This is a genomic window from Vagococcus sp. WN80Y (assembly GCF_059621045.1).
In genome coordinates, this window is sequence record NZ_JCAQHY010000146.1 from 1 (window position 1) to 23,041 (window position 23,041).

Genomic DNA, 23,041 nt, shown 5'->3' on the forward strand with positions numbered 1-23,041 from the left:
ATACGCCATTGGTGCCGCTCCCATTGGTAAGCCTGGGTGTCCTGAATTTGCTTTCTGAATTGCGTCCATACTTAGGGTACGGATTGAGTTAACGCCTAGTTCATCGATTTTATCAAACACTGCTATTCCTCCAAGAAAAACGGGGATTGCTCCCCGTTAATTAGTTTATGCTATTGTTTTCCCTGTCATCTCTTGATAATCCTGAGACATGATTTCCCACGATGTCTCAATGCTTTCATCTAAACCAAATAATCCGCTACGACCTACAATATAAATATCTGGCCCTGCTGCATCAATCCGTTTGAATGAGCTACGATTAGATGAACCGTCCATTTCAATAAGATAGTTATACTGCTTTTCTTCTCGTAATTCTCTTAATGCTGTAATCTTATCCAATGTCCCTTCAATAAAACGCTGACCTGCAAACCCGGGATCAACCGTCATGATTGTAACTTTATCTAAGAGATCAATGTAAGGAAAAATCACATCAATTGGCGTCTCTGGATTCAACACTACACCGGCTTTTAACCCCGCCTCATGAATTTGATCAATTAAACGAAAGGCTAGGCCATCTAATACTTCCGCATGCATGCAAATCCATTCGCACTTTAAATCGACTAGCTGTTGAACCCAAAAACTAGGATCTTTAACCATCAAGTGTGCTGACATTGGTAGTGAGCTAATTTTTCTGACCTCTTCAATAAACCAAGGTGACAATGTGATATTTGGGACATAATGACCATCCATAATATCAATATGATAGGAACCAACCCGATCATTTAAAAAAATAATTTGTTCTTTAAACTTATCTAAATCCATCGTCATTAGCGATGGTGAAAATTCTACTTTACTCATTTTTATATTTCACCTCTGGTTTTTCTATAAAATTTGGATATCGTCTAAACTAATCTCGTCTTCTTCTTTTTCAATCTGTTGACTCATTTCATCTTCGGTCAAATTCTTTTTAATAAGCGCTAAAGTTATCGCTGTTACTAAGATGTTAACCAACAAGGCAATCGCGCCTGCCCATGGTCTAGACATCGTCGGTAACATCAAAACGCCACCAAACGGCACTGTTGCATCCGCTCCTAGCACCATTGAAACGGCACCTCCGGCTGCACCACCAACAGCCGTTGCGATTAAGCCACGTACGAGATCATTCATTACAATCGGGATGACCCCTTCAACAATGTTGATGACACCCATTGGTACGGCTGATTTTAATGTCTCAACTTCTAATGATGTATAAATATTTTTTCTAAATAATTTCGCAATAAAATACGCTAGGCCAAATCCTATTGGAGTAGCAGTGTTAACTAATTGTAACGCCGTAATAGGACCATTAAGACCTTCTGCTTGCATAGTTAAAGCAAAAGCGAATACTGTTTTATTAATTGGACCACCGTAATCTACTCCGCTCAACAAACCAACAACCGCTCCAAATACAAGTAAAGAAGACGATCCTAAACTATTTAATGCATTCGTTAGTAGTAACGTCAGGGTCGCAATTGGAGAACCAATGATATACACCATTGTTAAACCACCTACTATTGAGGTTAAAAATGGAATGATTAAAGTCGGCATTAAGCCCTTAGCCCAATTAGGTACCTTAACATATTTCAGTGTAGCAACAACGAGATACCCCGCCAAATAACCGCCTAAAATACCGCCAATAACCCCAGCGCCAATCGCATTAGCTGTTAGCCCAATAATAAATCCTGGTGCAATCCCTGGTTTACCTGCAATAGAAAAAGAAATTCCCGTCGAAATCACGACTGGTAATAACCCTAGTCCTGCTCCGCCCATGGTGGCGAACGCATCCCAAATTGAAAACTCACCTTGAACTAACTGTCCTTGGCTTGTTCCGCCAAAGGCCATTCCAATTGCGATCAAAAATCCTGCCCCACAAACAATTGGAATTAAATATGAAATAGCGGTCAGTAAATGCCCTTTTAAATTTAATTCTTTTAATTTTTTCATGTTTATTTTCTCCTTCTCCCTATGCGAATGCCTTCAAAACATCTTCTGCCGACGTCGCGTTAAGCAAGTTCTCGACAATCTCATCATTTCCAAGCTTTCTAGCAAATAATGACAACAATTTTAGATGGCTAGTCGCCCCTTCAGTGTCATTCCCAACTGCAAATAGGATAATTCCTTTTACGCCTTTATCATCTAGTGACTCCCAAGGAATCTCTTCATCAGTAATTCCTATGGCTACGCCAATCTTATTCACATAAGCACTTTTACCGTGAGGAATCGCAATATAACTTCCAATCCCCGTTTTCCCTTCAGCTTCACGAGCATATATGTCAGTCATAAAGCCCTCTACCTCACTGATATATCCATTGTCCAATAGACTATGTGCCAGCTCATTCAATGCGTCATCCTTAGTTTTAGCAGCCATTTTGGTTTTAACTGTTTTCAAATCAATGATATCTTTTACTTCCATTGTCATTCTCCCTCATTATTACGCTTTTTCTTGTTCAACCACTTCTTTAGCTTTTTCAATCAATTTATTTGGTGACTTTACTGCGATTTCAGTTGGCACTTGGATAATTCGTTTGCCTTCAAAGCGTTCACGACCTGAAATTTTAACATCCACTGCTAGAATCACGATGTCAGCTTCTGCAATTTGCTGTGCTGTTAACTCATTTTCCGTTCCAATCGTTCCTTGTGTTTCAATAGCGATATCGTATCCTGCTTTTTTTGCAGCATTTTCCAATTTTTCTTGTGCAATATACGTGTGAGCTATCCCTACTGTACATGCTGCTACTCCGACTATTTTCATGGTTATTTCCTCCTATATATGGGCAATTTCCCGCTCAAAGGCGGCTTTGCTTTCCGCTTTTACTAATTTTTCGATAAACTCATCATCAGCTAATTTTCTCACAACTAGGCTGATGCGTTGTTTTGTTGCCACTGTTTCATTTTGCTTTAATAAAATGACTATCAGCAACTTAATGTCTTTGTCCGTTTCAGACCAATCCTCAATTGGCTTTTCTAAGTGTAAAAAAAAGAGCTGGCTTTCTCGCAACGATGAACTTTCAATGTGTGGCAGTAAGACGTGTTCTGCAATCATGGTACTACCAATCGCTTCACGCTCGTCAAGGGAGTTGATGATTGTTTCTTTTATATTCGTCATGTTTAGTCGCTCAGCTTCTTCAGCGACAAAGGCCACTGCCTCTGCTCTACTGGAGAACTGGCAATTGAAAAACAGCTGATATAAATTAAGTTCGGTCATCATATATCTCCTCAATTTTACTTTGCAGCATTTTTTGATCATCACTCGTAAACATAGCACTAACAAGTAACGTTTTGATCGACACCTGATGATTAAGATGAATTGTTGTCAAGATTAATTCAATATCAGGGTACGTCTCTAAAAACTGTTTAGCATCTCTCGTTGAAACAACAGCAACAATCTCTAACTCAGGAAATTTTTTAGCCACTTTAACTTTCAACAACTCTGATGTACCAACACCTGTTGTACACATGATTAGTGTACGAATTGGGAGTTGATTGGTTTCAATAATTCTCGCAAAATACAAAGTAATAAACCCATTCTCATCCTCGCTTATTTCTGGCAACTGGTATGTTTCACTGATCATGTTTGAGATTTTTGAAACATTTCGAAAGATTTCCTCATAAACCATTTTTATTTGATCAAGCAGACTATTTTTGACACGAATTCTATGCTCTAAACGATTTAGCATTGGTTTGATATGATTGGCCAAATCAATAAAAATAGTGTCATTTGCAATTGATACTTGTAGCTGGCGACTCATTTCATCTAAATAAAGCTGTGTCACAGCGGAAACTTCTGCAGAAAAGATCGCCAACGAGCCTATTGAATCTTGCATTCTAGATGACACCAAATATTGATAAAGATAGTACGTCTCAACTTCTGGTAATGTCTCATTTAGGTAGTGCTCTGTTTGGGAGATAATTTCCTCAGATATTTGGCGAAGAATCGGCTCTTTTTCAAGCTCCATCTTCTCTCCCTGAGTAACAGCCTCTGTCATGGTGAACAAGGACGTGCCCACTTTCCTAGATCGACTAATTAAGATATAGAGATGAGAGAAAATGTTAACATTATATGGATGCGGAATAGTGATAGCCAGTCTTTTTTCAATCAATCGTAACTGATCTAGTACAAATAACACATCGTAATTATTGAAATTAAGTTCATCATTATGCTTTAATTCATCAATATCAATAATGTTTAATAATTGAATTAAATCAGAAATCGCTTTACGAATATTCGCTTCTTCGCCGACAATCGCAATGGTTCGATTCTTCCGTTCTAGTGATAACTCATATTGTTCAAGCTCTTTACTGATGAGTTGTTCATCGCTGGAAATGACTGAATCTCCCACAAAAAATTTTTCATACAAGTGATAGACATTCTTAGCCTTAGGCGATGACAATAATAATTCTTCCATCACTCGTTTCCTTCTTTCAGAAGGGGTTATTTGACTTTCTTTCGCCAAATAATGATTCGATCGATTCATATATTTCTGATAATCTAGTTTATATCCTCTTCCCTTCTCTGAAGAGATCAATACACCGTCTGAACTTTGATCATTAATCTCTTTAATTAATCGATACACTGTTTTATTCGAGATATTGAGTTCTTCTGCTAACTCTCCAGAGGTAACATAATCTTGTTTTTTTGATAATAATAGCAATAGCCGTTGTTCTCGCTTCCCCTTTGAACTCATGGCCATCCCCCCTTCGATATAGTTATCATACCCCACGAAACCGAAAACGCTTCACTGGTTTTTGTCCATTGCAATGGACACTTTAGCTAATACACTAACTTGTTTTGATTGTAGCTGTCACCAAAAAAATTAGCAATCCTTCTATTTCATTTACTTTTTCAGTCTGTCAAGCAAACGCCAATATGACAAACTAGCGTCAATAACACAAAATCAAGCCTTCATTTGTCATAATGTCTTTGGAATGATTTATTTGATGCCATAAAAGCATGTTATAGTAGAGAAGAAGAGGAGGGTACAAAACAATGGCATACCGTGAAACGATTGAAGAATTATTACTTGAGGAAGCAAGAAAAGAATTGCCCCCTTTGGTTTCTCACACTAAAAACTATCCTAACCTAGATCAACAAGATGTTATGGATACCGCAACGACACTCATTGAAAACAACTCACTGAGAGCCAGCTACCACTTCCACTATAAAAATCTGTGTACAATTACATTCAAACCAACACCCATCTAATAAATAAAAAAAATAGCCTAGATGGCTATTTTTTTATTTCAACGTTGTTGTCCCATTTTAGATTTAGCGGAAATTAACCGCCGACGCCCCTCAACTCGAACTAGTGTCTGCAATTCTTTAAGTGCATCTTTGGCAATCCATTGCTGAGCTTTTGTCCCACTTTCAGCCATTTTTTTTACAACTGCTAGTGAACATTGATGGCTTTCTTCGTCAATCTTTCCCAATTCTCTCAGTGCCCATGACACGGCTTTTTTAACTAATAAACGGTCATCATCAGAATATGTCATTATCTCCCCTAAATAATACTCAATCTCCGATGATGTCGGTGTATGATGAGTCGACATTGACGCAATTAAAGTAAAGGCAGCTCGTTTTACATATAATTCAGGCGATTTTATCCAGTTATTAATAAACTCAAAAAAATCCTTGCGATTGATTAAAACTGTTTTACAATACAAATCACATAGATCCCAAGAAACAATCTCATTCATAAAAACAGTCAACTCAGCTACTGAGTAATCCTCTGGTTTCATGCATAAAACAGCTAAGATTCGCGTCTCATGAAAACCAGCTGTCCATAAGTCTCTCACCTTTTTCTGATCCTTAGGTAGCTTTTTGGCTAGTTTGCGTAAGTCACCCGTTGCCACTCCAATCGAATTTTCTTCTGGTATTCCCATTTTAATGACATTTTGCTTATACTTATCCGATGATTTCGCTCGCAGTTCTTCAATAATTACTTCCACTGACATGCCTGGTCCCCTTTCTATGATAATTTTTCTTGATAGTATTCGTATAACTCATCAAATTGATTTGCTGAAAACGTCACTTTCTCCCCTTGACTTATTCGCTTCATTTTCTCCAAGCAACAGGTCCAACCTGCCAAATCTCGAGGCGTATGAGCCGTTATAGCGGTAATAGATTCCACTAATTCTAGTTGAGTTGTGTTTTCTGATAATCTTTTAAACCGAAAATCTACCTGATCGTCTCCCCACTTAAAACCGATACTCTCGAGTTCCTGATAGTCTGTAATCAACATCTCAAGCTGTTCTGTCTCCGTCATTAAAAATAGCAAGTAACCATTTGACCTCAACTCCCCGACCCGCAGCTCGGGAAACCAACTAATAAAGCCTTCATCCGTTGTGACTAACTTCCAGGCACTTTCTAACGTTACTGGTAAATTAATTTGCCATATAACGCTAAATTTGTTTTCTCGTTCTACAATCACACCTTTTTCCATAAAAGCTCCCCCTCGATTTATTATTTCCATTTAAAGATACCCTATCGCCTCTTCACGCGTCATAAAGAAATGAATTCCCCCAGTTGAATCCGCCCAACGATCTGGATTAAAATTTTCGGCAACCATCCATTTTCCAACTTCATAAATAAATGTCTGATCCGCATAAGAAACCGCGTCATGATAAGATTCCTTATAATCAATGCTTTTAATAGTCAGCACTTTCGCACACTCACAGCGACAACTCGAATCTGTCGCTGATGTCCTTTTTGCCTCAGTAGGAATTAGCAATTGAACCACACGATCATCAAAGCATTTTTTATATGCAATAAACGGGCCTGTTTCAGGGCAACGATAATGAAAATAGCGGGTCTGTTCATCTGCTTGAATCTGACTCAAATCAGTACCTTCTAGCATTGATCGGTAAAAATTCACCCCTTGAAGCTGAGCTCCACGTAAGTTACACCCTCGCAAATCGGCACCGATTAACTGACAATCTCTAAGATTAGTCCCTACAAAGCGACATCTTTTAAAGAGTGCATTGGTCAAATCACTGCCACTCAGATTAGCACCTGAAAAATCTACTTCTTCAAATAGATAATTATTGAAATCACGATCAGTTAGCTCCTGCTGCCGCCAATCGAGGTTCTTAAAACTATTAGCCGTATAGACACTCATTTTTTGTCAGATCCCTTCTTAAATTACTCCCCTTGCCACTCTTTCATAAACGCCGCCAAAAACTCTTTCATAACTGCTTGACGCTCTTGTCCAATCTCTCTTGCTAGTGACGTGTTCAGTTTATCAACCAACACTAATAATTTCTCATAGAAATGATTAATAACTGTTTCATTTACTCGGTAGTCAGCCTTCGTTTTAAGCTGACGAGGAGAGATTTCTGGATCATAGATTTTATGTCCCGTATGCCCACCATAATAAAAGGTTCGGGCAATTCCAATCGCACCAATTGCATCTAACCGATCAGCATCTTGGACAATTTGAGCTTCGATAGTTAGCTCCTCTACTTCTTTGCCAAGACTCGCACTAAACGAGACATGATCGATAATATAGAACAGACTCTCACGTTCTTTTTCCAACAAACCAATTGAAGCTAAAAATAACTGCAACTCGCGACGAGCAGCCGTCACATCTGGCACCAATTTGTCATCTATCACATCATGAAGATAAGCTCCTGCTACAACTAAAAAATGATCGCAGTCTTCACTAGCTGCCAATCGTTTTGCCATCCTCACTACTCGTTCAATATGATCCATACTGTGACCAGATTCATCATTTGCTAATATTTGCTCAGCATACGCGGCAATAAGACCTAATTGTTCTATCTCTTCCATTATTTACCTCCTGATTTCTTTATCTTTATGTTACTCTTTTCCAGAAGGAATTAACAGCTAAAAAGTGAACTAAATTAGCTTGCCAAACAATGTCAGCTCTGAGATAATCACAGTAATAACTTGATTCAATCAAGAAGCGAAAGGATGATGATTATGAAAAAACTAATTAACGTTACTTCTATTGCTCGTCACTACTGTCAAAAGGAGAAGGTTGACATCTAATCGGTCTTCTCCTAGAAAAGGAGAATTGATTGAACACACTTTTAACATTAGGCTGGAACGATGAGGTTAATTATCCTCTCAACAGCCAAGAAAAAGCCTGTCTTTCGCGAATTACGATGACTGGCCAAAATAGCTATGCTGGGCTAACATCAACAGGTAGCTGTCTTTTAAAGCTAACAGGGAAACTATCCCAATCGATTTCAGAAAAATATGATCTACCCGCCGTTGGCGATTGGGTCATTACTGACGATCACCATCAAGTCATTGAGCGCATCCTTCCAAGAAGATCTTGCTTCGTTCGTAATGTCGCAGGCAATCAGGATCAGCGGCAAGTCATTGCAGCAAATATCGATGAAATTTGGTTAGTCATGAGCATGAATCATGACCTCAATCTCGCGCGCCTTAATCGTTATATTCTAAATACGTGGGATAGCAACGCTCTTCCCGTTATTATTTTAACCAAAGCTGATTTAATGGGCGATCACATCATTTCCGTGCAAAAAAGTATTCAACAAGAGCATCCGGGAATTGATTGTTTCCCTTGCAGCTCAATAACTGGTGTAGGACTAACTGCTTTAAACGAGCGGTTAACAAATCACCGCACAATTGCCTTAGTCGGTTCATCTGGCGCTGGTAAATCCACATTAATTAACCGGCTCGCTGGAACTGATTTACAGCTGACAGGAGATATTCGTGAAAGTGATGATCGCGGTCGACATACTACTACATCACGCCAACTTTTATCTGTCCAAGATGCGTGGCTAATCGACACACCAGGCATGCGTGAATTTGGCGTCTGGTCAACTCATGAACAGCTCGATCAAACCTTTGAAGATATTGCTGAGCTAGCCAAACACTGTCGTTTTAATGATTGTCACCATCAGAATGAGCCTAAATGTGCCGTTACAGCTGCCATCAATGCAGGTGAGTTAAGCACCGATCGATTCAAGCAATATCAAAAATTACAACGAGAACTAGCGTATTTAAATAAACGCAATCGTGAGAATGACTTAAAGAAACAAAAGCGGAAATAATTAATAGAAAAAAACAAAAAAATATCTCTATATACTAAGATAAAGGACAGTATTCCTCTTTGCTTAAGCTATTTTTATTTTTTTGTTTTAATAACAACTTATTGGTATACTGGACCTATCCTCCATTTTTTAATGTCCCTTTATGCGAGGAGATTCGTGTTAACAACCATAAAGCTCATTGAGTATAAAAAATTGACATAGGAGATGATTATATGGCAGTAAGTGAATGGTATCAGTCGAAAGAGGGAAGAGCAGAGCATTTAGTCTATTTGAACAATAAGGCTAAGGAGCTTGAAAAATTGCTCAACAAAGAAAAAACAATGATAATCCGCGGTGCTGCGGGAAAAAAAGTTCCTTTAGGCGGTAGAGCTAAAGTCGATGACATTATCTATTTTGTTGAAACAGGAGGAGACATGATTGTGTCTCATCGTGGAGTAATTAAACACGTCGTTGAAACTGAAAAAATGACACCTGAGGAATCTATTGCTTTTGTTGATAGCTACGAGACGGAATTAAATTTATCAAAAGATCAGTATAAGCGTTGGGCAGGAAAAAAGTTTTTAGCCGTTTTTGAAATTGATAAGCTAGAAGCCATTGATCCTTTTAAATATCGACGTGATAAAAATATGGATGATTGGATTATCACAGAATCAATTGACACGATTAAATTGTAATTAGCTCTTATCTACACAAATATAAAATAAGTTCGATCAGTCCTCACTAATTGTGAGACCGATCGAACTTATTTTTTACATTAAAACTTTTGATCGCTTTTCTGATGCTTCCTGGGCTGGTACTGACTCAGTGGATATATGAGCAAACATATCTTCTAGCATCGCAGGTAGTCCGTATTTATAGCTAAAGCCCCACTCTTCTTTTGCACAAGTAGGATCTAAGCTATTTGGCCAGCTATCAGCAATTTTTTGTAGCATCGGATCAACGTTATACGTTATTTCAAATTCTGGATAAATCTGACGAATTTCTGCCGCAATTTCTTCTGGTGTGAAGCTCATTGAGCTGATATTAAATGCATTGCGGTGAATTAACTTATCTCCATCGGCTTCAAGCAAGTCAATGATTGCGTTAATCGCATCAGGCATATACATCATATCCAAACGAGTATCAGCTGCAAGCGGACAGACATATCGTTGTTTCTGGACAGCCTCATAACAAATTTCTATAGCATAATCAGTAGTTCCGCCTCCTGGTGGCGTTAAATACGAGATAAGACCTGGGAAGCGCACACCACGAGTGTCCACTCCAAAACGTTCATGATAATAATCACACAACAACTCTCCCGAAACTTTGTTGACACCATACATCGTAGTCGGCCGCTGAATTGTCACCTGAGGGGTCATATCTTTGGGTGTGCTTGGACCAAAAGCACCAATTGAGCTAGGGGTAAAAAATAGCAAGTCCAATTCTCGTGCCACTTCTAAAGCATTAATCGTCCCATCCATGTTAATTTTCCAAGCCAATTGCGGCTTAGCTTCTGCAACCGCAGATAATAACGCCGCTAAGTGAATCAAGGTATCTACTTCATAACGTTTAGCAATCTCAAAAAATGAGGCATAATCAACGACATCTAGCAACTCAAAAGGGCCTTCCTGAGGGATTGTTGAATGCCCATCATCTACATTATTAGTTGCAATAACATTTTCAGCACCATACTTAGCTCGCAATGCTCGTGTTAATTCTGAACCAATTTGCCCTAAGGCACCAGTAATCATAATTTTTTTCATTTTAAGCGCTCCTCTTTATAAAACTAAGCTAATTGAAAAGCTTCCGTAATGTTAACCATTAAATCAAATCAAATTCTTTGCCTACTTTTTCATAGATAGTCAAGGCCTGGTCTAACATCTCTTTCGTATGGGCTGCTGTTGGCATGTTACGTACCCGAGCAGTCCCAAGAGGCACCGTCGGAAAGACAATAGACTTCACGTAGACTCCCTCTTCATACAACCGCTTACTAAAATCCTGAGCTTTCTGCTCATCACCAATAATCACTGGCGTAATTGGCGTCTCAGTAATCCCTGTTTCAAATCCTAGCTGTTGTAAACGATCTTTAAAATAAGTCGCATTCTCCCACAAAGCTTCATTTAGCGACGTATCTTCGTCTAAAATTTTTAAAGAAGTTGTTGCTGCTGCCGCATCAGCGGGAGTCATTGCTGTCGAAAACAGAAATGGTCGCGAACGAACCTTTAACCAGTCAATCAGGTCTTGGGAACCCGCAACATACCCACCAACGACACCAATCGCCTTTGAAAGTGTGCCGATTTGAAACTCGACTTCTTTTTCCAAACCAAAATGCTTAACTGTTCCATGGCCATGCCCTAACACACCCGAACCATGCGCATCATCCACATACACCATTAAATCAAACTCTTTTGCAATTGCCACTATTTCAGGTAATTTACAAATATCTCCGTCCATTGAAAAGACGCCATCGGTAATGTACATCGCCTTTTCATACCGTCCTGATTCTCTGACTTCTTTAGCTTTCTCTCTAAAATCGGTCATGTCTGAATGGTTGACTCGAATAATTTTAGCCCCAGATAATCGGCAACCATCTATAATTGAAGCGTGATTCAATTCATCAGATAAAATCACATCCCGCTTACCCATTACGGCAGAAATAGCCGCCATATTACAATTAAAACCTGATTGGTAAGCAATGGCTGCTTCTGTCCCCTTAAAATGAGCTAATTCTCGTTCTAAATCTAAGTGAACCTGCAGTGTCCCATTAATGGTTCGCACTGCACCAGCTCCCGCTCCCCATTGATCTAAAGCAGCTTTAGCAGAATCAACCACTCGTTGATCCGTTGCTAAGCCTAAATAATTATTTGAAGATAAATTAATAAGTTGCTGCCCATTGATTGTAATGAGGGGCCCATTAGGACTTTCTAAAGGTTCGATTTCATTGTACAGACCTTTACTCTTCAACTCAGTCAAATTCGTTTCTAAAAATAAATCTAGTTCATTGCTCATTGATAATCCCTCCATTTTTTTGGATAAACACCCCAAGCTAGCTCGACAGGTGAGGAGACTATGTTCATCCGCCTCTCATTTTTGTCGAGCTTGATGCCTCTATTATAGAATGATTTAAGCCAAATTGATAATAATATCAATCGCTTTCATCGTATCCTTAGCTAATTGTAATGGAGCATCTTTGTAAGGGCTTAACTCAGCAGTAATTGGGCCATCATATCCCACCTCTTTAAGAGCTGAAATCAAACGCGGCCAGTCCAAATCTCCCGCTAACAAATTCGTGAAACCCGTGATATTACCGACACTTGTGCTAAAATCTTTCACATGAACTTTCGCAATCCGTTTCCCTAAAATCTTAACCCATTGATGAGGAAAACCAAACTGCAAAACATTTCCCGCATCAAAGTAAATTTTAATAAAAGGATGATTTATCTCATCAATAAATTGGCGCATTTCCAGTGGGCTATACAAAAACTTATTCCAAACATTCTCCACGCCAATGACAATACCTCGTTCCTCAGCATAAGGTGCTAGCTCTCGGAAAGCCTCTTGCGCTAATTGATAGCAGCTTTCATAGTCATTGTCCGCTGTCACAACACCTGGGACGATTAAGACTGTGTCTCCGCCAAAAATTTGGCAGGCGTCTATCATCCGTCTTGCTACTTCCTTCCCTTGCTCACGAATGGTTGGATCTGGTGAATTTAGTGGGTATTTCCAATGGAGAGCTGTTGCCACACTACTAATTGGTAACTCATATTTATCTGCCAATGCCTTGATTGCAGCAAGCTCAGACTCTTTCATTTTTAACGTTAAATGCGGGCTATCCTCCAATCCTAATTCAGAAACAATCGTTTCATGCTTAACCTCTTCTGCCATATTCAACTCAATTGTTTCAAAGCCAGCTTCTTTAGTAACTTTAAAAGTTTCTTCCAGACTTAAATTTGTCGGCAATGTCCAACTGTTAATTCCGATTTTCATAAGATAACTCCTTTACTCTTTTTTGTTGATCAATCGACGCATAGGCCAACTGAAACAGTTCAATTGTAAAACGACCTGCTTCTCCATCAACAGGCGATGGTAAATCATTCTCGATAACCTCTTTAAAAACTTTAAGCATCGCCATGTCCATATCCGTTTCATAATAAACCCATTGATTAGCCTGATCTCCACTTTGAAATAATTCTGCTTTTCGACCAAAACCATCTACTACTGTTCGACCTTTTTCAGAAATAATTTCCAACATCGCATCTCCCCAAACAGGGTAATTTTCTGGTCGATTCCACGATGTATCTAAACTTAGAACCTCTCCTGTCTTAAATCTGACATGAAGCAACCCGCTGTCTTCTGGCTCAATCTCACTAACAGCCGTCACACCATCAGCCGAGACGCTCTCGATCTCTAAAGCGAATAACCAATGAATCAAATCAGCAATGTGGATTGTATGATCGACAATCGCACCGCCACCTGATAGCTCTTTCTCCACAAACCAACCGCCTGGAATTTTACCATGATTACTGGCATTGATAGCATAAATTTCGCCTAATTGTCCAGCCTCAACTGCTTGTTTTAGCTCCTGCATCGTCGGGGCGAATCGGACAGGATGACAAACCAGTAATTTTACGTGATTGGCTTCTGTTGCTGCGATCATCTCATCAGCTTCAGCTACAGATAAGGCCATCGGCTTCTCGACAATAATGTGACACCCGTGATTAGCTGCCGCAATCGTTTGCTCCTTATGAAACTTATTTTCTGAACAAATAACAACTGTGTCACAATCTGTCGCAAATAGTTCTTCTAAGGTAGGAGTAAATAATAAATCATGACGGTCAGCACAAGGCTGCCCCACTTCTGGATGATGATCATAAACCGCTGTCACTTCTACCTCCAACTGCTTTAAACAGCGAATATAGCTTTCAACGTGCATATGAGCACACCCGATAATCGCAACCTTCATTAGACCTTCTCCACCTCTCCACTAATTAAACTCGTATTAATCACGTTTAACAACTGGCTATTTTCTGGATTGACGGCTTTAAATTGATACTCAATAGGCGAGAGAAAATCCGAGGTAAACGCCGTTTCGCTTTCAGAGTCAAATACATATAGCCCCTTTGTTCCAGCAATTTCACTTTTTTTAATAAAGCCATGCTGATGACTTTCCATATTAATAAAGATATTTACTAAGACCTCATCAGCAAATGACATCGTCACTACCACTACTTTTTTTCCCTTAGCATAGCTGGCTGATACTGTTCGAAGTTCTTTGACTCCAGCTGCTTTTAACCAGTCAACTATTTCACTTAAGATCGCATCTTGCTGGTCTTGATGATGGTGATTCACCGTCAATGAATACCTAAAAAAACGCACCTTTCCAAGCGAGCCTTTCGCCACTAACTCAATACTAGCCTGATCTTCTTCTCTCATTTCTTTCCCTCTTCTCATCACAAAATTTCCTTAGACTGTAACTGGTATTGCAACAATCTGATTATGATCAATAGACTCCTGTGCCGCGAGAACAAGCCTTGTAACACTGGCACTGCTCGTTATATCAGAACGAGGTTGCTCCCCATCCTTAACACACCTAATAAATTCCAAAATCATTTCTTCATCGCCACCACTGTGTCCCCCATTATCAACAATGCTATACGTTAATTTTTCAGCCTTTAGACGATCATCCACAATAATGACATTTCTCTCGTCATCAAAATATAGCTCACCCTTTGTACCAAAAAATTGAAATTCGCGACGATAATACGCACTAAATTGACAAATAGAATAGGTCAACTTGACTTTATTGCGATAATTAACTAATAATGCTTGATGATCTTGAACATCAATCTCTGATTCAAACACACAATTATCAGGCCAATCCGCTTGCCAATCTTTGCCTTTATGAATCTTAAGGTTCCGTAAGCTTTCTTCACAGTCATATTGAAGCGGGCAGCTTCGACAATTAAGCGGCTCTGTCAAAGGTGCGCCAAACTTCCGAATTGCTCCTGGCTCACCAAAAACTTCTAATCCACCTAAACCTGCTACTTGTGTTGGCTCCGCATCTATTAACCAATTTAAAATATCCAAACTATGAGTCGATTTTTGTAAAAGTAAGCTATGCGCTTTAGCCTTTGTCCGGTGCCAATCATGGAAAAAAGCGTAGCCGCCATAGTCGATATGATCCATTCCATTCGCTAAAAAAACCTCACCAATGATTCCACTAGCAATCAATTCCTTCGCCTTAGCATACAAAGGCGCGTACCTAAGTACATAACCTACTAAAAAGACCTTAGGATAATCAGCTAACGCTGCCTCTAGTTGAGCCACCTTCACCTCACTAATCTCTAAAGGCTTTTCACAGATAATATGCTTTTGATACTTAATGGCCTCTAATACTATTTCCCCATGAGTATCATCAGGTGTAGCAATAAAAACTGCCTCAACCTCAGGATTTTGTAGCACCTCGCGATAATCCATTGTCGTCGCTATTCCCTGTTCAGCAAAGAGATCAAAATGATTGCCTTTAGCATCATTCACCATGACAACCTCTATTTCTCCATGAGGGATTAAGGTGTGCAACGTAAATTTACTACCTCGATTGCCTAAACCAATAATGCCAAATTTTATCGTCATCTTTTTGTCCTCTCTGCTTGTATTAAGCTCTTCTTCACTTTCATTATCTCAACGTGCCCACATTTTTAATAGCCTCTAGCACCTTAAAAATCTTTTTCTATACATATTAAGTCCTCTATTGTACTAACTATTCCTCCACCTCTCACTAACAGTTAATTGGATAAAAATTAGAGGGGAAACAAAAGTCCCCCTCTCTGCTAGTGACACGATAAAAGGATACGTGCACCTTGATGTTCTTATAGCCGCCAGAGCAAATTAGCTTTATCCCCTAGCATCCTATTAGCTATTATTTTGTACAACTAACTCTTAGATCCGCTTAAAGCTATCCCTTCGATAAATTGTTTTTGGAAAATCAGAAAAACAATGATTAATGGCACAATCGCTAAGAATGAACCTGCCATTAATAGTGGGTAGTTTGTCGAATGCTGACCACTTAACTGGGCTAAACCTGCTGATAGAGTCATTTTGTCTGGTGATGTGTTAACAATCAATGGCCAAAGAAGTGAATTCCAGCCATATAATAGAGAAAAAATTGACAGTGAAATTAACGCAGATTTGGATAATGGTAAGATGATCGTAAAGAAAATTTTAATTCGCGAACACCCATCAATTATCGCCGCCTCTTCGATTTCTTTAGGAATGCTCATAAAAAATTGTCGCAGTAAAAAAGTACCAAAGGCAGAGAATAGTCCCGGTAAAAAAAGAGCTGGGATCGAATCAAGTAAGCCTAATTTTTGTACGATTAAATACTGAGGAATCAAGAAAACTTGCCCTGGCACCATCAAAACTGACAATAAAAGGATAAACAACGCATTTTTAAATGGAAACTCCAATCGTGCAAAGGCATAAGCGGCCATCGCACAAAAGAAAACCTGTCCGATAGTGATTACCGCTGTTGAAGCAAAGGTATTTAAATAGAAACGACCAAAGTTTAATTCAGTAAAAATATTGGTAAAATTTTGCCATTGAGGCTCAATCGGAAAAAATGTTGGCGGCACAGCAATAGCCTCTGTATTAGTTTTCAAGGCGGTTAACACCATCCATAAGAAAGGGAAAACCATCATAACAGAACCCAAAATTAACAAAAGATGGACTCCGATTTTTTTACTACCCGATACTTCCTTCATGTCTATTTCCCTCCTCTAATAGTGAACCCATTTTTTCTGTAAGCGGAAATTAATAACTGTGATAATCAGCGTGATCGCGAGTAACACGACTGAGATAGCCGCGGCATAGCCCTTGTCATTAAAGACAAACGCATTGCGATAGAACAAGTAGGAAAGTGATTGGACACTTTTCAGTGCTGGATTTGTTTCGGAATACATCAGGAAAATCAAATCATATACTTGTAATGCTGAAATCAACGATGTAATTAAGTTGAAAAAGACTGTTGGTGTTAACAAAGGTAAGGTGATTGAAAAGAACTTACGAATCGGGCCAGCCCCATCCATATCCGCCGCTTCATAAAAGCTACTCGATACCCCTTGTAACCCAGCTAGATATAACACAATGGATGTGCCAAGCGAGCTCCATACACCAACCATGATCAGAGCGATCATCGCCCAACGGGTATCCGTTAACCAGTTCGGCCCCATAATCCCTATCTTAGATAAAAGTTGATTGATAATGCCATATTCTGAATTAAACATCCATTTCCAAATCATGGCAACGGCAGATGTCATTGTCACCGCTGGTAAAAAATAAATAACACGGTAAAAGCTAACACCTTTGATTTTATTGTTTAACAGCACCGCAATAACGATTGAAATTGCCACTCCAATTGGTACTGTAAAAATCGCATACGTTACCGTATTTTTGAGTGCAATTAACACCGTTGGATCTGCAAATAATTTTTTATAATTGGCTAAGCCTGTAAACGAATAGCCACCAAATTGCCCCCATTGGGTAAACGAGTAAAAGGCATTTTGAAACATGGGTATTAAATAAAAGGTTAAAATACCTAGTAATAACGGCGCAGCAAAAAGAATAGCGGTGAACAATCCTTCTTTATCATACTTTTTGCCAAATAATGTAACGGCACCTTTTTTCATCCTGTCCCTCCTAATTGACCTAGAAATCATACCTACTAACAAACTCTGGGAAAACTAGCTATAGCCATACACACTACCACCAGTCTCCCAAAGTATTACTTTTAAACGCTAACTCTATTTGGCTAGTAAGGTATTGGCTTGTTCAACATATTTAGCAGCTGCTTCTTTAACCGTCATGTTGCCTAGCCATGCTTCATTGAAGATTTCTGTTTCGATCGCTACTGCCGCCATACCATTTTTATTGTTTGGTAATGGCACAGCATAGTCTACTGCATCAACAAAAACTTGAATATTTTTATCTGGATAAGCATTGACCCATGCCTCTTGTGACCCTTCATAAGCTGGAATCACTACGCCTGTTTCCGCTACTTTTTTATTCACTTCCTCTGATGCCAGATACTTGATCCATTTTGAAGCTGCTTCTTTATTTTTAGTATGGGCTGACATCACGTTTGCTAGGGCATTAGATGTAGTCGCTCTCACTTTACCTTTAGGAAGTGGGGCAACGTCTAGATTTTCTTTGCCGTACTCTTCTTCAAAGAAGACAGGCGTCATGTATGACCCATCAATTGCCATCGCTACCTTACCAGATTGAAGTAATTCTGATTGTGTACTGTTAGCCATCATTTCAATTGGAACTGCTGCGCCTTCTTCTTGGAATTTATGCCAAAATTCAACGCCCTCTATAGTCGCTGGCTGATCAAAAGCTGATTTTTTACCATCATCAGTGAATGGTTGTCCTTCATTTTGATAAATGGTTTCATAGTAACCGCCCTGCCATGTGACAGGTGTTGCCATCCCATATACACCTTTATCCTTATCCGTTAATTTCTTAGCAGTCGCTAACCACGTATCCCAAGTCCACGTATCATCTGGGTAAGCGACACCTGCTTCATCAAAAATCTTTTTGTTATACCACAAGCCATTTGTATCGAAATCTTTTGGAATTCCGTACAACTTGCCATCATTGGTATAAGACGTTAAATACTGTTCTGGGAATTTTGAGACATCGATATCAAATTCATCTAAAGGAGCAACAACACCTGACTCAATGTAATCCGTTGATTTAGGTATGTTCAACCAAAAGACGTCTGGAGCATTTTTGCCAGTAATAGCTGTTTCTAATTTTGTCCAGTACTGAGCCCATGGTGTGATCTCAACTTTTACTTTAATATCAGGATTTTCCTTCTCAAATTCCTTTGCGATTTCTTCGAAAACAGGAGCCTGTGACTTATCCCATAATCCATAAGAAATTTCGGTTTTACCGCCTTTTTTGCCCCCGCCCTCTTCTTTATTGCCACAACCAACTGCTGCAACAGCTAATAAACTTAACATCCCTACTAAAAGCTTTTTACTCTTCATTTTTCCAAACCCCTTTTCTTTGTGCATTCGTTTCATACCAAAATCCTCCCTTTTCCATTCATTTTTATTTCACCAGTTTCATTTATGCTCGAAGATAGCCAAAGAAACTGGGTATTAAAATAGTTAGCGTTTTCATCCGCTGATAAAAATGCTACTCACTTTCAAAAGCAAGTCCAATTGTAGTAGCATTTAACAGATTTCTTAATTATGTAATGTTTCTTCTTCATAAACCTTGATTGAACGCTGATATTCGCTAGGTGTTTGGCCTTCATATTTTTTAAAGCTCGAAGAAAAATAGTGAACTGAATCGAAGCCTGTTAAGCGTGAGATTTCTGTAAAGCTCAAGTTATCCTCACGAATTAATTTCTTAGCTGCTTCCATTCGCAAGGCTTTCAAATACTGCATCACTGTATAACCTGTCTCTTTTTTAAAGAAACGCTTTAAATAAGTTTTACTCAAATAAAATTCATTACATAAATCATCTAAAAGAATTGTTTGCTGCATATTTTTTTCTAAATACAGCACAATTTTATTAATCATGTCATCCCGAAAATTCTTTTTTAACAAACCAGATGTTCGGGCTAAATTGACTGGGTCTAATTCCACTCTAATCAAGGTAATTAAAAACTGCTGTAGATACAAGTACATCATTTGTTCGGCTCCTACTAAAGGGTTTTTTAGCCGATTATCTGCTTGATACAAGCGTCCCAATCCACTAGCAAAAACGCTCTTAGACTCACCGATAAAGCGGCCTAACAGATTGCGTTCATTTTCTGTTAATTTCATGATTTTTTGGTCGAAGAATGCCATAGCTGGCGAATGACTAATAAAGCTGATCACTAATACATTAGACGCGACAATCCCATTGCCACCAATTGTGTGAAATTCATTTGGGCGATGGAAGATGATATCTCCCTCAGATAACTGATAATTGATACCGTCTGCTGAGACCTCAATCTCACCTTTATCAACATAAACAAATTCCCAAAAATCATGTTTCTCACCATCAAAAAAATAACTTTTTGTAAACTCATTGTAGTAAACCGTGATAATATTCTCAATTTCTATTAAAAAGTTCGGTATCTGTAATTTGTCTTCAATATTTTCTCCATCAAGATGAGTCATCTTTCTACCACCATTCTTTCATTGAAAAGCTTGATAATTTAGCTTTAACCGACAATTAAGAAACCAATAATGTAAGACAACTATCCATTCTCAGCCCTCTGTCATTTTTTTAAATCAATAGTAATAAGATAACATTGATAGCGGTTACGAAGCGAGTGGAATAGAAAAATTTTTTATACACCCATTATTACCTTAAATAGTGGATTTGAATAGAGCGTCTCCTCTTCTTGGCCTTTTTGTGTAAAATTTCGAGCTTTCTCCTAACAGAGATAATTTCACAAAGTTCTCAAAACAGAAAATGGGCTTTTTGTGCAAAAAGTAAAGCTTTCAGTCTAAATCATCTGAAAGGCTTCTCTTGCTATTATTGACTTACAAAGAAAACGCTTTTAAAAAATAGGAGGTCACAGATATGTTAAAAGTTGGATTAGTCGGATTAGGTTTTATGGGAAATTCACATTTACAGAATTACATTCGTCTAGAGGAAGAAGGATTTCCGATTAAATTAGTTGCAATTTGCGATGTGGATGACGCCAAACAAGGTGGTGCATTAGTTGAAGGGAATTTGCCGACGGGAGTCAGCCCAGTCGATTTTAGCAAGTATCAATTCTACAAAGATATGGCGGAAATGATTGAAAAGGAAGAGTTAGATTACGTTGATTTATGTTTACCTACCTATCTGCATTCACCGATGGCTGTCAAAGCGATGTCTCTTGGCATGCACGTTTTCTGTGAAAAGCCTATGGCGATTTCCTCTGAAGCTGCTCAGGAAATGATCGATGCCTCAGAAAAATACGATAAACAACTAATGATTGGACAAACCCTTCGCTTCTTCCCAAGCTACTTATATGTCAAAGAAGCCATTGATACGAAACGATACGGTGATGTAGTTGCCGCCTCTTTCTTCCGTGGTGGTACTACGCCAATTTGGTCTTGGGATAACTGGTTACTGAAAAAAGAAAAATCTGGTGGTTGCTTATTAGACCAACATATTCATGATGTTGATACAATTAACTGGTTATTCGGTGCCCCAGAATCAGTTTCCACTAGTGGAAAAGTGATTAATAAAGGCAATGGTTATGACATTGTGTCTTCTAACTATCACTACGCCGATGGAAAAGTCGTCAACGCTGAGGATGATTGGACTATTAACAATGACGATTTTGGCTTTGAAATGCGCTTCAGAGTTAATTTTGAAAAAGGAACACTCATTTTAGAAAATGGAAAATTAATGGATTATCCTCACGGTGAGAAGAGCTTTGAACCAGACATCAGCAAAGAAAGTGGTTATTACTTAGAAATAAAACACTTTGCAGAAAGTATTTTAACTAATACTCGTGCTGACATTCGTGTTCCCTCTGACAGCGCCAAACAAACCATCTACATTGCTGAAAGAGAACAAGACTCAGCTGATGCAAATGGTGAAAAAATAACTCTCTAACCTAAAATAAGGGTGAAGCAGACACGACTATTTCGAGTTGGCTCCACCCTTTTTCTTATCCTTCACTCTTCTAACTTCTCCTCTAAGACGTCCAATAATGCTGATAATTTCTGTTGACGCTCACGAAGCACACACAATTCCTCTTCGATATCCACTAACTCTTGCTTAATTAGCTGATGATTGCCCATCCATTGCTCCTGACTACCACAACCGTGAGTTAGTCGATTCGCTTGAATCGCCTTTACCCCTTTGATTGAAAAACCAAGCTCTCGCAGCTCACGAATCGCAGTAAAATCCTCTTGTTCTTGCTCACCAAACCAATAACTTCCTTCTCGCTTAATTGGCGTTAAAAGCTTTTCCTCAATATAATAACGAACGGTATCACGAGTTGTTTGATTCGTCTTAATAAATTTTCCTATCTTCATACACACTCTCCTTTCATTTTTTTACTTGTCAGGGGGTGAACCCCCTATGATATGGTATGACAGAAGTACTTTAAACGAATTGCACTTATTTATCTGTCTGGAGGTGATATCATGAGTTATTTCGTGTGGGCACTAATATATTTGTATGGAGGTTCTATGCTATTAGCGATTACCGCTTTTTGTAGCCAAGCCCCTCTTTGGTTAATCGCTCTTAATCTACTAAGTGTTCTCAGTCTTTTTTTGACACCATTTAATCAATACCTACTTTATCTTGGCCTAGCCTTACTGCTACTTTCAGCACTGCTAAACGGTCAAGTTATTTTAGACAAAACCAACTTGAGCCATTTGGTAGTTCGGCTAATTATCTCGCTTTTACTGATTATTCTTTATCAATTATTTATTCGTTAATAATCGCTTTGGCACCTCTTTTTCAAGTAAAAAATTAGTAAGTAATAGCCCCTCTCGTTCGACTTGCTGCTTTCTAACTAATCGATAATTACGATTTAAAAAAAAGGGCTTTGCGGTAATAGATGCAGCGACAGTTATTTTTTTAATGCCTTGATTCTGAGCATATACTTCCAGTCGGTCAACTAAAGAGCTGGCAATTCCTTCTCCTTGGTGTTGATGATGAACATAAAGTCGATCCAAATAACCACTATCGCTCATATCTGCAAAGCCCACAATTTCATCTTGCGCCTCAGCAACAAGTGAATAATGCTCTTCGAATGAGCGATGCCAACTCGTAAAATCAGTAGACGGTTTAGCCCAAGCCTTGATCTGTGAAGCCGAATAATCACGACGATTTATTTGTTGAACCGTTTGATAGAATAACTCATAAAGTTGCTCACAATCTGCCTGACGGTACATTCTAACTTCCATGTAATCCCCTCTTTTCTTCCTTGTTATTATATCATTTTTTTCTTAATCAACGCCTTAAAAACATTAGGAAT

At 38.8% G+C, this 23,041-nt stretch carries 28 protein-coding genes; 5 read left to right on the forward strand and 23 right to left on the reverse strand.

Going from position 1 to position 23,041, the window contains the following annotated elements; translation table 11 throughout:
• The 7 genes from AC5KOD_RS09735 to AC5KOD_RS09765 form a co-directional block, all read right to left on the reverse strand.
• Positions 1-120 (reverse strand): thiamine pyrophosphate-binding protein (locus AC5KOD_RS09735; RefSeq protein WP_496912754.1); only part of this gene is annotated, 120 nt, incomplete at its 3' end.
• A gap of 45 nt (positions 121-165) precedes the next feature.
• Positions 166-855, reverse strand: a complete 690-nt coding sequence (alsE, locus tag AC5KOD_RS09740; RefSeq protein ID WP_496914361.1) for a D-allulose 6-phosphate 3-epimerase — start codon at positions 853-855, stop codon at positions 166-168.
• Between the two features lie 24 nt (positions 856-879).
• Positions 880-1,980 (reverse strand): PTS fructose transporter subunit IIC, encoded by a 1,101-nt coding sequence (locus AC5KOD_RS09745; RefSeq protein ID WP_496914362.1) that lies wholly within the window; start codon positions 1,978-1,980, stop codon positions 880-882.
• A gap of 19 nt (positions 1,981-1,999) precedes the next feature.
• Positions 2,000-2,449 (reverse strand): PTS sugar transporter subunit IIA, encoded by a 450-nt coding sequence (locus AC5KOD_RS09750; protein ID WP_496914363.1) that lies wholly within the window; start codon positions 2,447-2,449, stop codon positions 2,000-2,002.
• 18 nt (positions 2,450-2,467) lie between these two features.
• Positions 2,468-2,788 carry a PTS fructose transporter subunit IIB gene (locus tag AC5KOD_RS09755; protein WP_496914364.1) on the reverse strand — a complete coding sequence of 107 codons (321 nt, stop codon included), beginning with the start codon at positions 2,786-2,788 and terminating at the stop codon, positions 2,468-2,470.
• A gap of 12 nt (positions 2,789-2,800) precedes the next feature.
• Entirely contained in the window at positions 2,801-3,241 is a 441-nt protein-coding gene (locus tag AC5KOD_RS09760) for a PTS sugar transporter subunit IIA (protein ID WP_496914365.1), read from the reverse strand.
• Positions 3,228-4,721 carry a BglG family transcription antiterminator gene (locus tag AC5KOD_RS09765; protein WP_496914366.1) on the reverse strand — a complete coding sequence of 498 codons (1,494 nt, stop codon included), beginning with the start codon at positions 4,719-4,721 and terminating at the stop codon, positions 3,228-3,230. The genes AC5KOD_RS09760 and AC5KOD_RS09765 overlap by 14 nt, the downstream gene beginning before the upstream one ends.
• A 302-nt stretch (positions 4,722-5,023) precedes the next feature.
• Here AC5KOD_RS09765 and AC5KOD_RS09770 point away from each other — a divergent pair, with 302 nt between their 5' ends.
• On the forward strand, positions 5,024-5,239 hold the full coding sequence (locus tag AC5KOD_RS09770; protein ID WP_496914367.1) for a hypothetical protein: 216 nt from the start codon (positions 5,024-5,026) through the stop codon (positions 5,237-5,239).
• A 38-nt stretch (positions 5,240-5,277) separates the two neighbouring features.
• On the opposite strand, the gene AC5KOD_RS09775 is transcribed toward AC5KOD_RS09770, so the two are convergent.
• From AC5KOD_RS09775 to AC5KOD_RS09790, 4 genes are read right to left on the reverse strand one after another with little or no spacing between them, the layout of a single operon-like run.
• Positions 5,278-5,988: a DNA alkylation repair protein gene (locus AC5KOD_RS09775; protein WP_496914368.1), complete on the reverse strand. Its 711-nt coding sequence runs from the start codon at positions 5,986-5,988 to the stop codon at positions 5,278-5,280.
• A gap of 14 nt (positions 5,989-6,002) precedes the next feature.
• The gene (locus AC5KOD_RS09780) at positions 6,003-6,476 is read right to left on the reverse strand and encodes an SRPBCC family protein (RefSeq protein WP_496914369.1); all 474 of its coding nucleotides are present in this window, start codon (positions 6,474-6,476) and stop codon (positions 6,003-6,005) included.
• A gap of 30 nt (positions 6,477-6,506) precedes the next feature.
• A complete protein-coding gene (locus AC5KOD_RS09785; protein ID WP_496914370.1) occupies positions 6,507-7,151 on the reverse strand; it encodes a pentapeptide repeat-containing protein in 645 nt (214 codons plus the stop codon).
• 23 nt (positions 7,152-7,174) lie between these two features.
• Complete coding sequence (locus tag AC5KOD_RS09790) at positions 7,175-7,822, reverse strand: HD domain-containing protein (protein ID WP_496914371.1); 648 nt, start codon at positions 7,820-7,822, stop codon at positions 7,175-7,177.
• 251 nt (positions 7,823-8,073) lie between these two features.
• On the opposite strand from AC5KOD_RS09790, the gene rsgA reads away from it, so the two are divergent.
• The gene (gene rsgA / locus AC5KOD_RS09795) at positions 8,074-9,078 is read left to right on the forward strand and encodes a ribosome small subunit-dependent GTPase A (protein WP_496914372.1); all 1,005 of its coding nucleotides are present in this window, start codon (positions 8,074-8,076) and stop codon (positions 9,076-9,078) included.
• A gap of 212 nt (positions 9,079-9,290) precedes the next feature.
• Positions 9,291-9,752 (forward strand): hypothetical protein, encoded by a 462-nt coding sequence (locus tag AC5KOD_RS09800; RefSeq protein ID WP_496914373.1) that lies wholly within the window; start codon positions 9,291-9,293, stop codon positions 9,750-9,752.
• 75 nt (positions 9,753-9,827) lie between these two features.
• Here the strand turns inward: AC5KOD_RS09800 and AC5KOD_RS09805 are convergent, their stop codons facing one another.
• The 10 genes from AC5KOD_RS09805 to AC5KOD_RS09850 form a co-directional block, all read right to left on the reverse strand.
• The gene (locus AC5KOD_RS09805) at positions 9,828-10,820 is read right to left on the reverse strand and encodes an L-threonine 3-dehydrogenase (protein WP_496914374.1); all 993 of its coding nucleotides are present in this window, start codon (positions 10,818-10,820) and stop codon (positions 9,828-9,830) included.
• A gap of 58 nt (positions 10,821-10,878) precedes the next feature.
• Positions 10,879-12,066, reverse strand: coding sequence for a glycine C-acetyltransferase (locus AC5KOD_RS09810; RefSeq protein ID WP_496914375.1), 1,188 nt, complete (start codon positions 12,064-12,066; stop codon positions 10,879-10,881).
• A 114-nt stretch (positions 12,067-12,180) separates the two neighbouring features.
• Positions 12,181-13,044, reverse strand: a complete 864-nt coding sequence (locus AC5KOD_RS09815; protein WP_496914376.1) for a sugar phosphate isomerase/epimerase family protein — start codon at positions 13,042-13,044, stop codon at positions 12,181-12,183.
• Positions 13,028-14,020: a Gfo/Idh/MocA family protein gene (locus tag AC5KOD_RS09820; RefSeq protein WP_496914377.1), complete on the reverse strand. Its 993-nt coding sequence runs from the start codon at positions 14,018-14,020 to the stop codon at positions 13,028-13,030. The genes AC5KOD_RS09815 and AC5KOD_RS09820 overlap by 17 nt, the downstream gene beginning before the upstream one ends.
• Positions 14,020-14,490, reverse strand: a complete 471-nt coding sequence (locus tag AC5KOD_RS09825; RefSeq protein ID WP_496914378.1) for a hypothetical protein — start codon at positions 14,488-14,490, stop codon at positions 14,020-14,022. Before AC5KOD_RS09825 ends, AC5KOD_RS09820 begins: the two co-directional genes overlap by 1 nt.
• A 30-nt stretch (positions 14,491-14,520) precedes the next feature.
• Positions 14,521-15,690 (reverse strand): Gfo/Idh/MocA family protein, encoded by a 1,170-nt coding sequence (locus AC5KOD_RS09830; protein WP_496914379.1) that lies wholly within the window; start codon positions 15,688-15,690, stop codon positions 14,521-14,523.
• 299 nt (positions 15,691-15,989) lie between these two features.
• Complete coding sequence (locus AC5KOD_RS09835) at positions 15,990-16,817, reverse strand: carbohydrate ABC transporter permease (protein ID WP_496914380.1); 828 nt, start codon at positions 16,815-16,817, stop codon at positions 15,990-15,992.
• Between the two features lie 15 nt (positions 16,818-16,832).
• Positions 16,833-17,741: a carbohydrate ABC transporter permease gene (locus AC5KOD_RS09840; RefSeq protein WP_496914381.1), complete on the reverse strand. Its 909-nt coding sequence runs from the start codon at positions 17,739-17,741 to the stop codon at positions 16,833-16,835.
• A gap of 114 nt (positions 17,742-17,855) precedes the next feature.
• The gene (locus tag AC5KOD_RS09845; protein ID WP_496914382.1) at positions 17,856-19,139 is read right to left on the reverse strand and encodes an ABC transporter substrate-binding protein; all 1,284 of its coding nucleotides are present in this window, start codon (positions 19,137-19,139) and stop codon (positions 17,856-17,858) included.
• Positions 19,140-19,304: 165 nt separating this feature from the next.
• The gene (locus tag AC5KOD_RS09850; protein ID WP_496914383.1) at positions 19,305-20,228 is read right to left on the reverse strand and encodes an AraC family transcriptional regulator; all 924 of its coding nucleotides are present in this window, start codon (positions 20,226-20,228) and stop codon (positions 19,305-19,307) included.
• 409 nt (positions 20,229-20,637) lie between these two features.
• Between AC5KOD_RS09850 and AC5KOD_RS09855 the strand changes: the two genes are divergently transcribed.
• The gene (locus tag AC5KOD_RS09855) at positions 20,638-21,666 is read left to right on the forward strand and encodes a Gfo/Idh/MocA family protein (protein ID WP_496914384.1); all 1,029 of its coding nucleotides are present in this window, start codon (positions 20,638-20,640) and stop codon (positions 21,664-21,666) included.
• A 62-nt stretch (positions 21,667-21,728) separates the two neighbouring features.
• Here AC5KOD_RS09855 and AC5KOD_RS09860 read toward each other — a convergent pair whose 3' ends face one another.
• On the reverse strand, positions 21,729-22,091 hold the full coding sequence (locus AC5KOD_RS09860) for a MerR family transcriptional regulator (protein ID WP_496914385.1): 363 nt from the start codon (positions 22,089-22,091) through the stop codon (positions 21,729-21,731).
• A gap of 111 nt (positions 22,092-22,202) precedes the next feature.
• Between AC5KOD_RS09860 and AC5KOD_RS09865 the strand changes: the two genes are divergently transcribed.
• Positions 22,203-22,499, forward strand: a complete 297-nt coding sequence (locus tag AC5KOD_RS09865; RefSeq protein ID WP_496914386.1) for a hypothetical protein — start codon at positions 22,203-22,205, stop codon at positions 22,497-22,499.
• On the opposite strand, the gene AC5KOD_RS09870 is transcribed toward AC5KOD_RS09865, so the two are convergent.
• The gene (locus tag AC5KOD_RS09870) at positions 22,485-22,970 is read right to left on the reverse strand and encodes a GNAT family N-acetyltransferase (RefSeq protein ID WP_496914387.1); all 486 of its coding nucleotides are present in this window, start codon (positions 22,968-22,970) and stop codon (positions 22,485-22,487) included. The two genes, AC5KOD_RS09865 and AC5KOD_RS09870, sit on opposite strands and share 15 nt — an antisense overlap.
• Positions 22,971-23,041: the final 71 nt, after the last annotated feature.

What these genes read in the sequence shown, in the direction of transcription:
- AC5KOD_RS09865 (WP_496914386.1), top strand. Translation starts at nt 22,203, where the DNA reads ATGAGTTATTTCGTGTGGGCACTAATATATTTGTATGGAGGTTCTATG.
- alsE (WP_496914361.1), bottom strand. Translation starts at nt 855, where the DNA reads ATGAGTAAAGTAGAATTTTCACCATCGCTAATGACGATGGATTTAGAT.
- AC5KOD_RS09785 (WP_496914370.1), bottom strand. Translation starts at nt 7,151, where the DNA reads ATGAGTGTCTATACGGCTAATAGTTTTAAGAACCTCGATTGGCGGCAG.
- AC5KOD_RS09835 (WP_496914380.1), bottom strand. Translation starts at nt 16,817, where the DNA reads ATGAAGGAAGTATCGGGTAGTAAAAAAATCGGAGTCCATCTTTTGTTA.
- AC5KOD_RS09780 (WP_496914369.1), bottom strand. Translation starts at nt 6,476, where the DNA reads ATGGAAAAAGGTGTGATTGTAGAACGAGAAAACAAATTTAGCGTTATA.
- AC5KOD_RS09860 (WP_496914385.1), bottom strand. Translation starts at nt 22,091, where the DNA reads ATGAAGATAGGAAAATTTATTAAGACGAATCAAACAACTCGTGATACC.
- AC5KOD_RS09845 (WP_496914382.1), bottom strand. Translation starts at nt 19,139, where the DNA reads ATGAAACGAATGCACAAAGAAAAGGGGTTTGGAAAAATGAAGAGTAAA.
- AC5KOD_RS09870 (WP_496914387.1), bottom strand. Translation starts at nt 22,970, where the DNA reads ATGGAAGTTAGAATGTACCGTCAGGCAGATTGTGAGCAACTTTATGAG.
- AC5KOD_RS09745 (WP_496914362.1), bottom strand. Translation starts at nt 1,980, where the DNA reads ATGAAAAAATTAAAAGAATTAAATTTAAAAGGGCATTTACTGACCGCT.
- AC5KOD_RS09820 (WP_496914377.1), bottom strand. Translation starts at nt 14,020, where the DNA reads ATGAAGGTTGCGATTATCGGGTGTGCTCATATGCACGTTGAAAGCTAT.
- AC5KOD_RS09800 (WP_496914373.1), top strand. Translation starts at nt 9,291, where the DNA reads ATGGCAGTAAGTGAATGGTATCAGTCGAAAGAGGGAAGAGCAGAGCAT.
- AC5KOD_RS09810 (WP_496914375.1), bottom strand. Translation starts at nt 12,066, where the DNA reads ATGAGCAATGAACTAGATTTATTTTTAGAAACGAATTTGACTGAGTTG.
- AC5KOD_RS09855 (WP_496914384.1), top strand. Translation starts at nt 20,638, where the DNA reads ATGTTAAAAGTTGGATTAGTCGGATTAGGTTTTATGGGAAATTCACAT.
- AC5KOD_RS09850 (WP_496914383.1), bottom strand. Translation starts at nt 20,228, where the DNA reads ATGACTCATCTTGATGGAGAAAATATTGAAGACAAATTACAGATACCG.
- AC5KOD_RS09840 (WP_496914381.1), bottom strand. Translation starts at nt 17,741, where the DNA reads ATGAAAAAAGGTGCCGTTACATTATTTGGCAAAAAGTATGATAAAGAA.
- AC5KOD_RS09825 (WP_496914378.1), bottom strand. Translation starts at nt 14,490, where the DNA reads ATGAGAGAAGAAGATCAGGCTAGTATTGAGTTAGTGGCGAAAGGCTCG.
- AC5KOD_RS09760 (WP_496914365.1), bottom strand. Translation starts at nt 3,241, where the DNA reads ATGACCGAACTTAATTTATATCAGCTGTTTTTCAATTGCCAGTTCTCC.
- AC5KOD_RS09765 (WP_496914366.1), bottom strand. Translation starts at nt 4,721, where the DNA reads ATGAGTTCAAAGGGGAAGCGAGAACAACGGCTATTGCTATTATTATCA.
- AC5KOD_RS09805 (WP_496914374.1), bottom strand. Translation starts at nt 10,820, where the DNA reads ATGAAAAAAATTATGATTACTGGTGCCTTAGGGCAAATTGGTTCAGAA.
- AC5KOD_RS09775 (WP_496914368.1), bottom strand. Translation starts at nt 5,988, where the DNA reads ATGTCAGTGGAAGTAATTATTGAAGAACTGCGAGCGAAATCATCGGAT.
- AC5KOD_RS09830 (WP_496914379.1), bottom strand. Translation starts at nt 15,690, where the DNA reads ATGACGATAAAATTTGGCATTATTGGTTTAGGCAATCGAGGTAGTAAA.
- AC5KOD_RS09755 (WP_496914364.1), bottom strand. Translation starts at nt 2,788, where the DNA reads ATGAAAATAGTCGGAGTAGCAGCATGTACAGTAGGGATAGCTCACACG.
- AC5KOD_RS09770 (WP_496914367.1), top strand. Translation starts at nt 5,024, where the DNA reads ATGGCATACCGTGAAACGATTGAAGAATTATTACTTGAGGAAGCAAGA.
- AC5KOD_RS09815 (WP_496914376.1), bottom strand. Translation starts at nt 13,044, where the DNA reads ATGAAAATCGGAATTAACAGTTGGACATTGCCGACAAATTTAAGTCTG.
- AC5KOD_RS09790 (WP_496914371.1), bottom strand. Translation starts at nt 7,822, where the DNA reads ATGGAAGAGATAGAACAATTAGGTCTTATTGCCGCGTATGCTGAGCAA.
- AC5KOD_RS09750 (WP_496914363.1), bottom strand. Translation starts at nt 2,449, where the DNA reads ATGGAAGTAAAAGATATCATTGATTTGAAAACAGTTAAAACCAAAATG.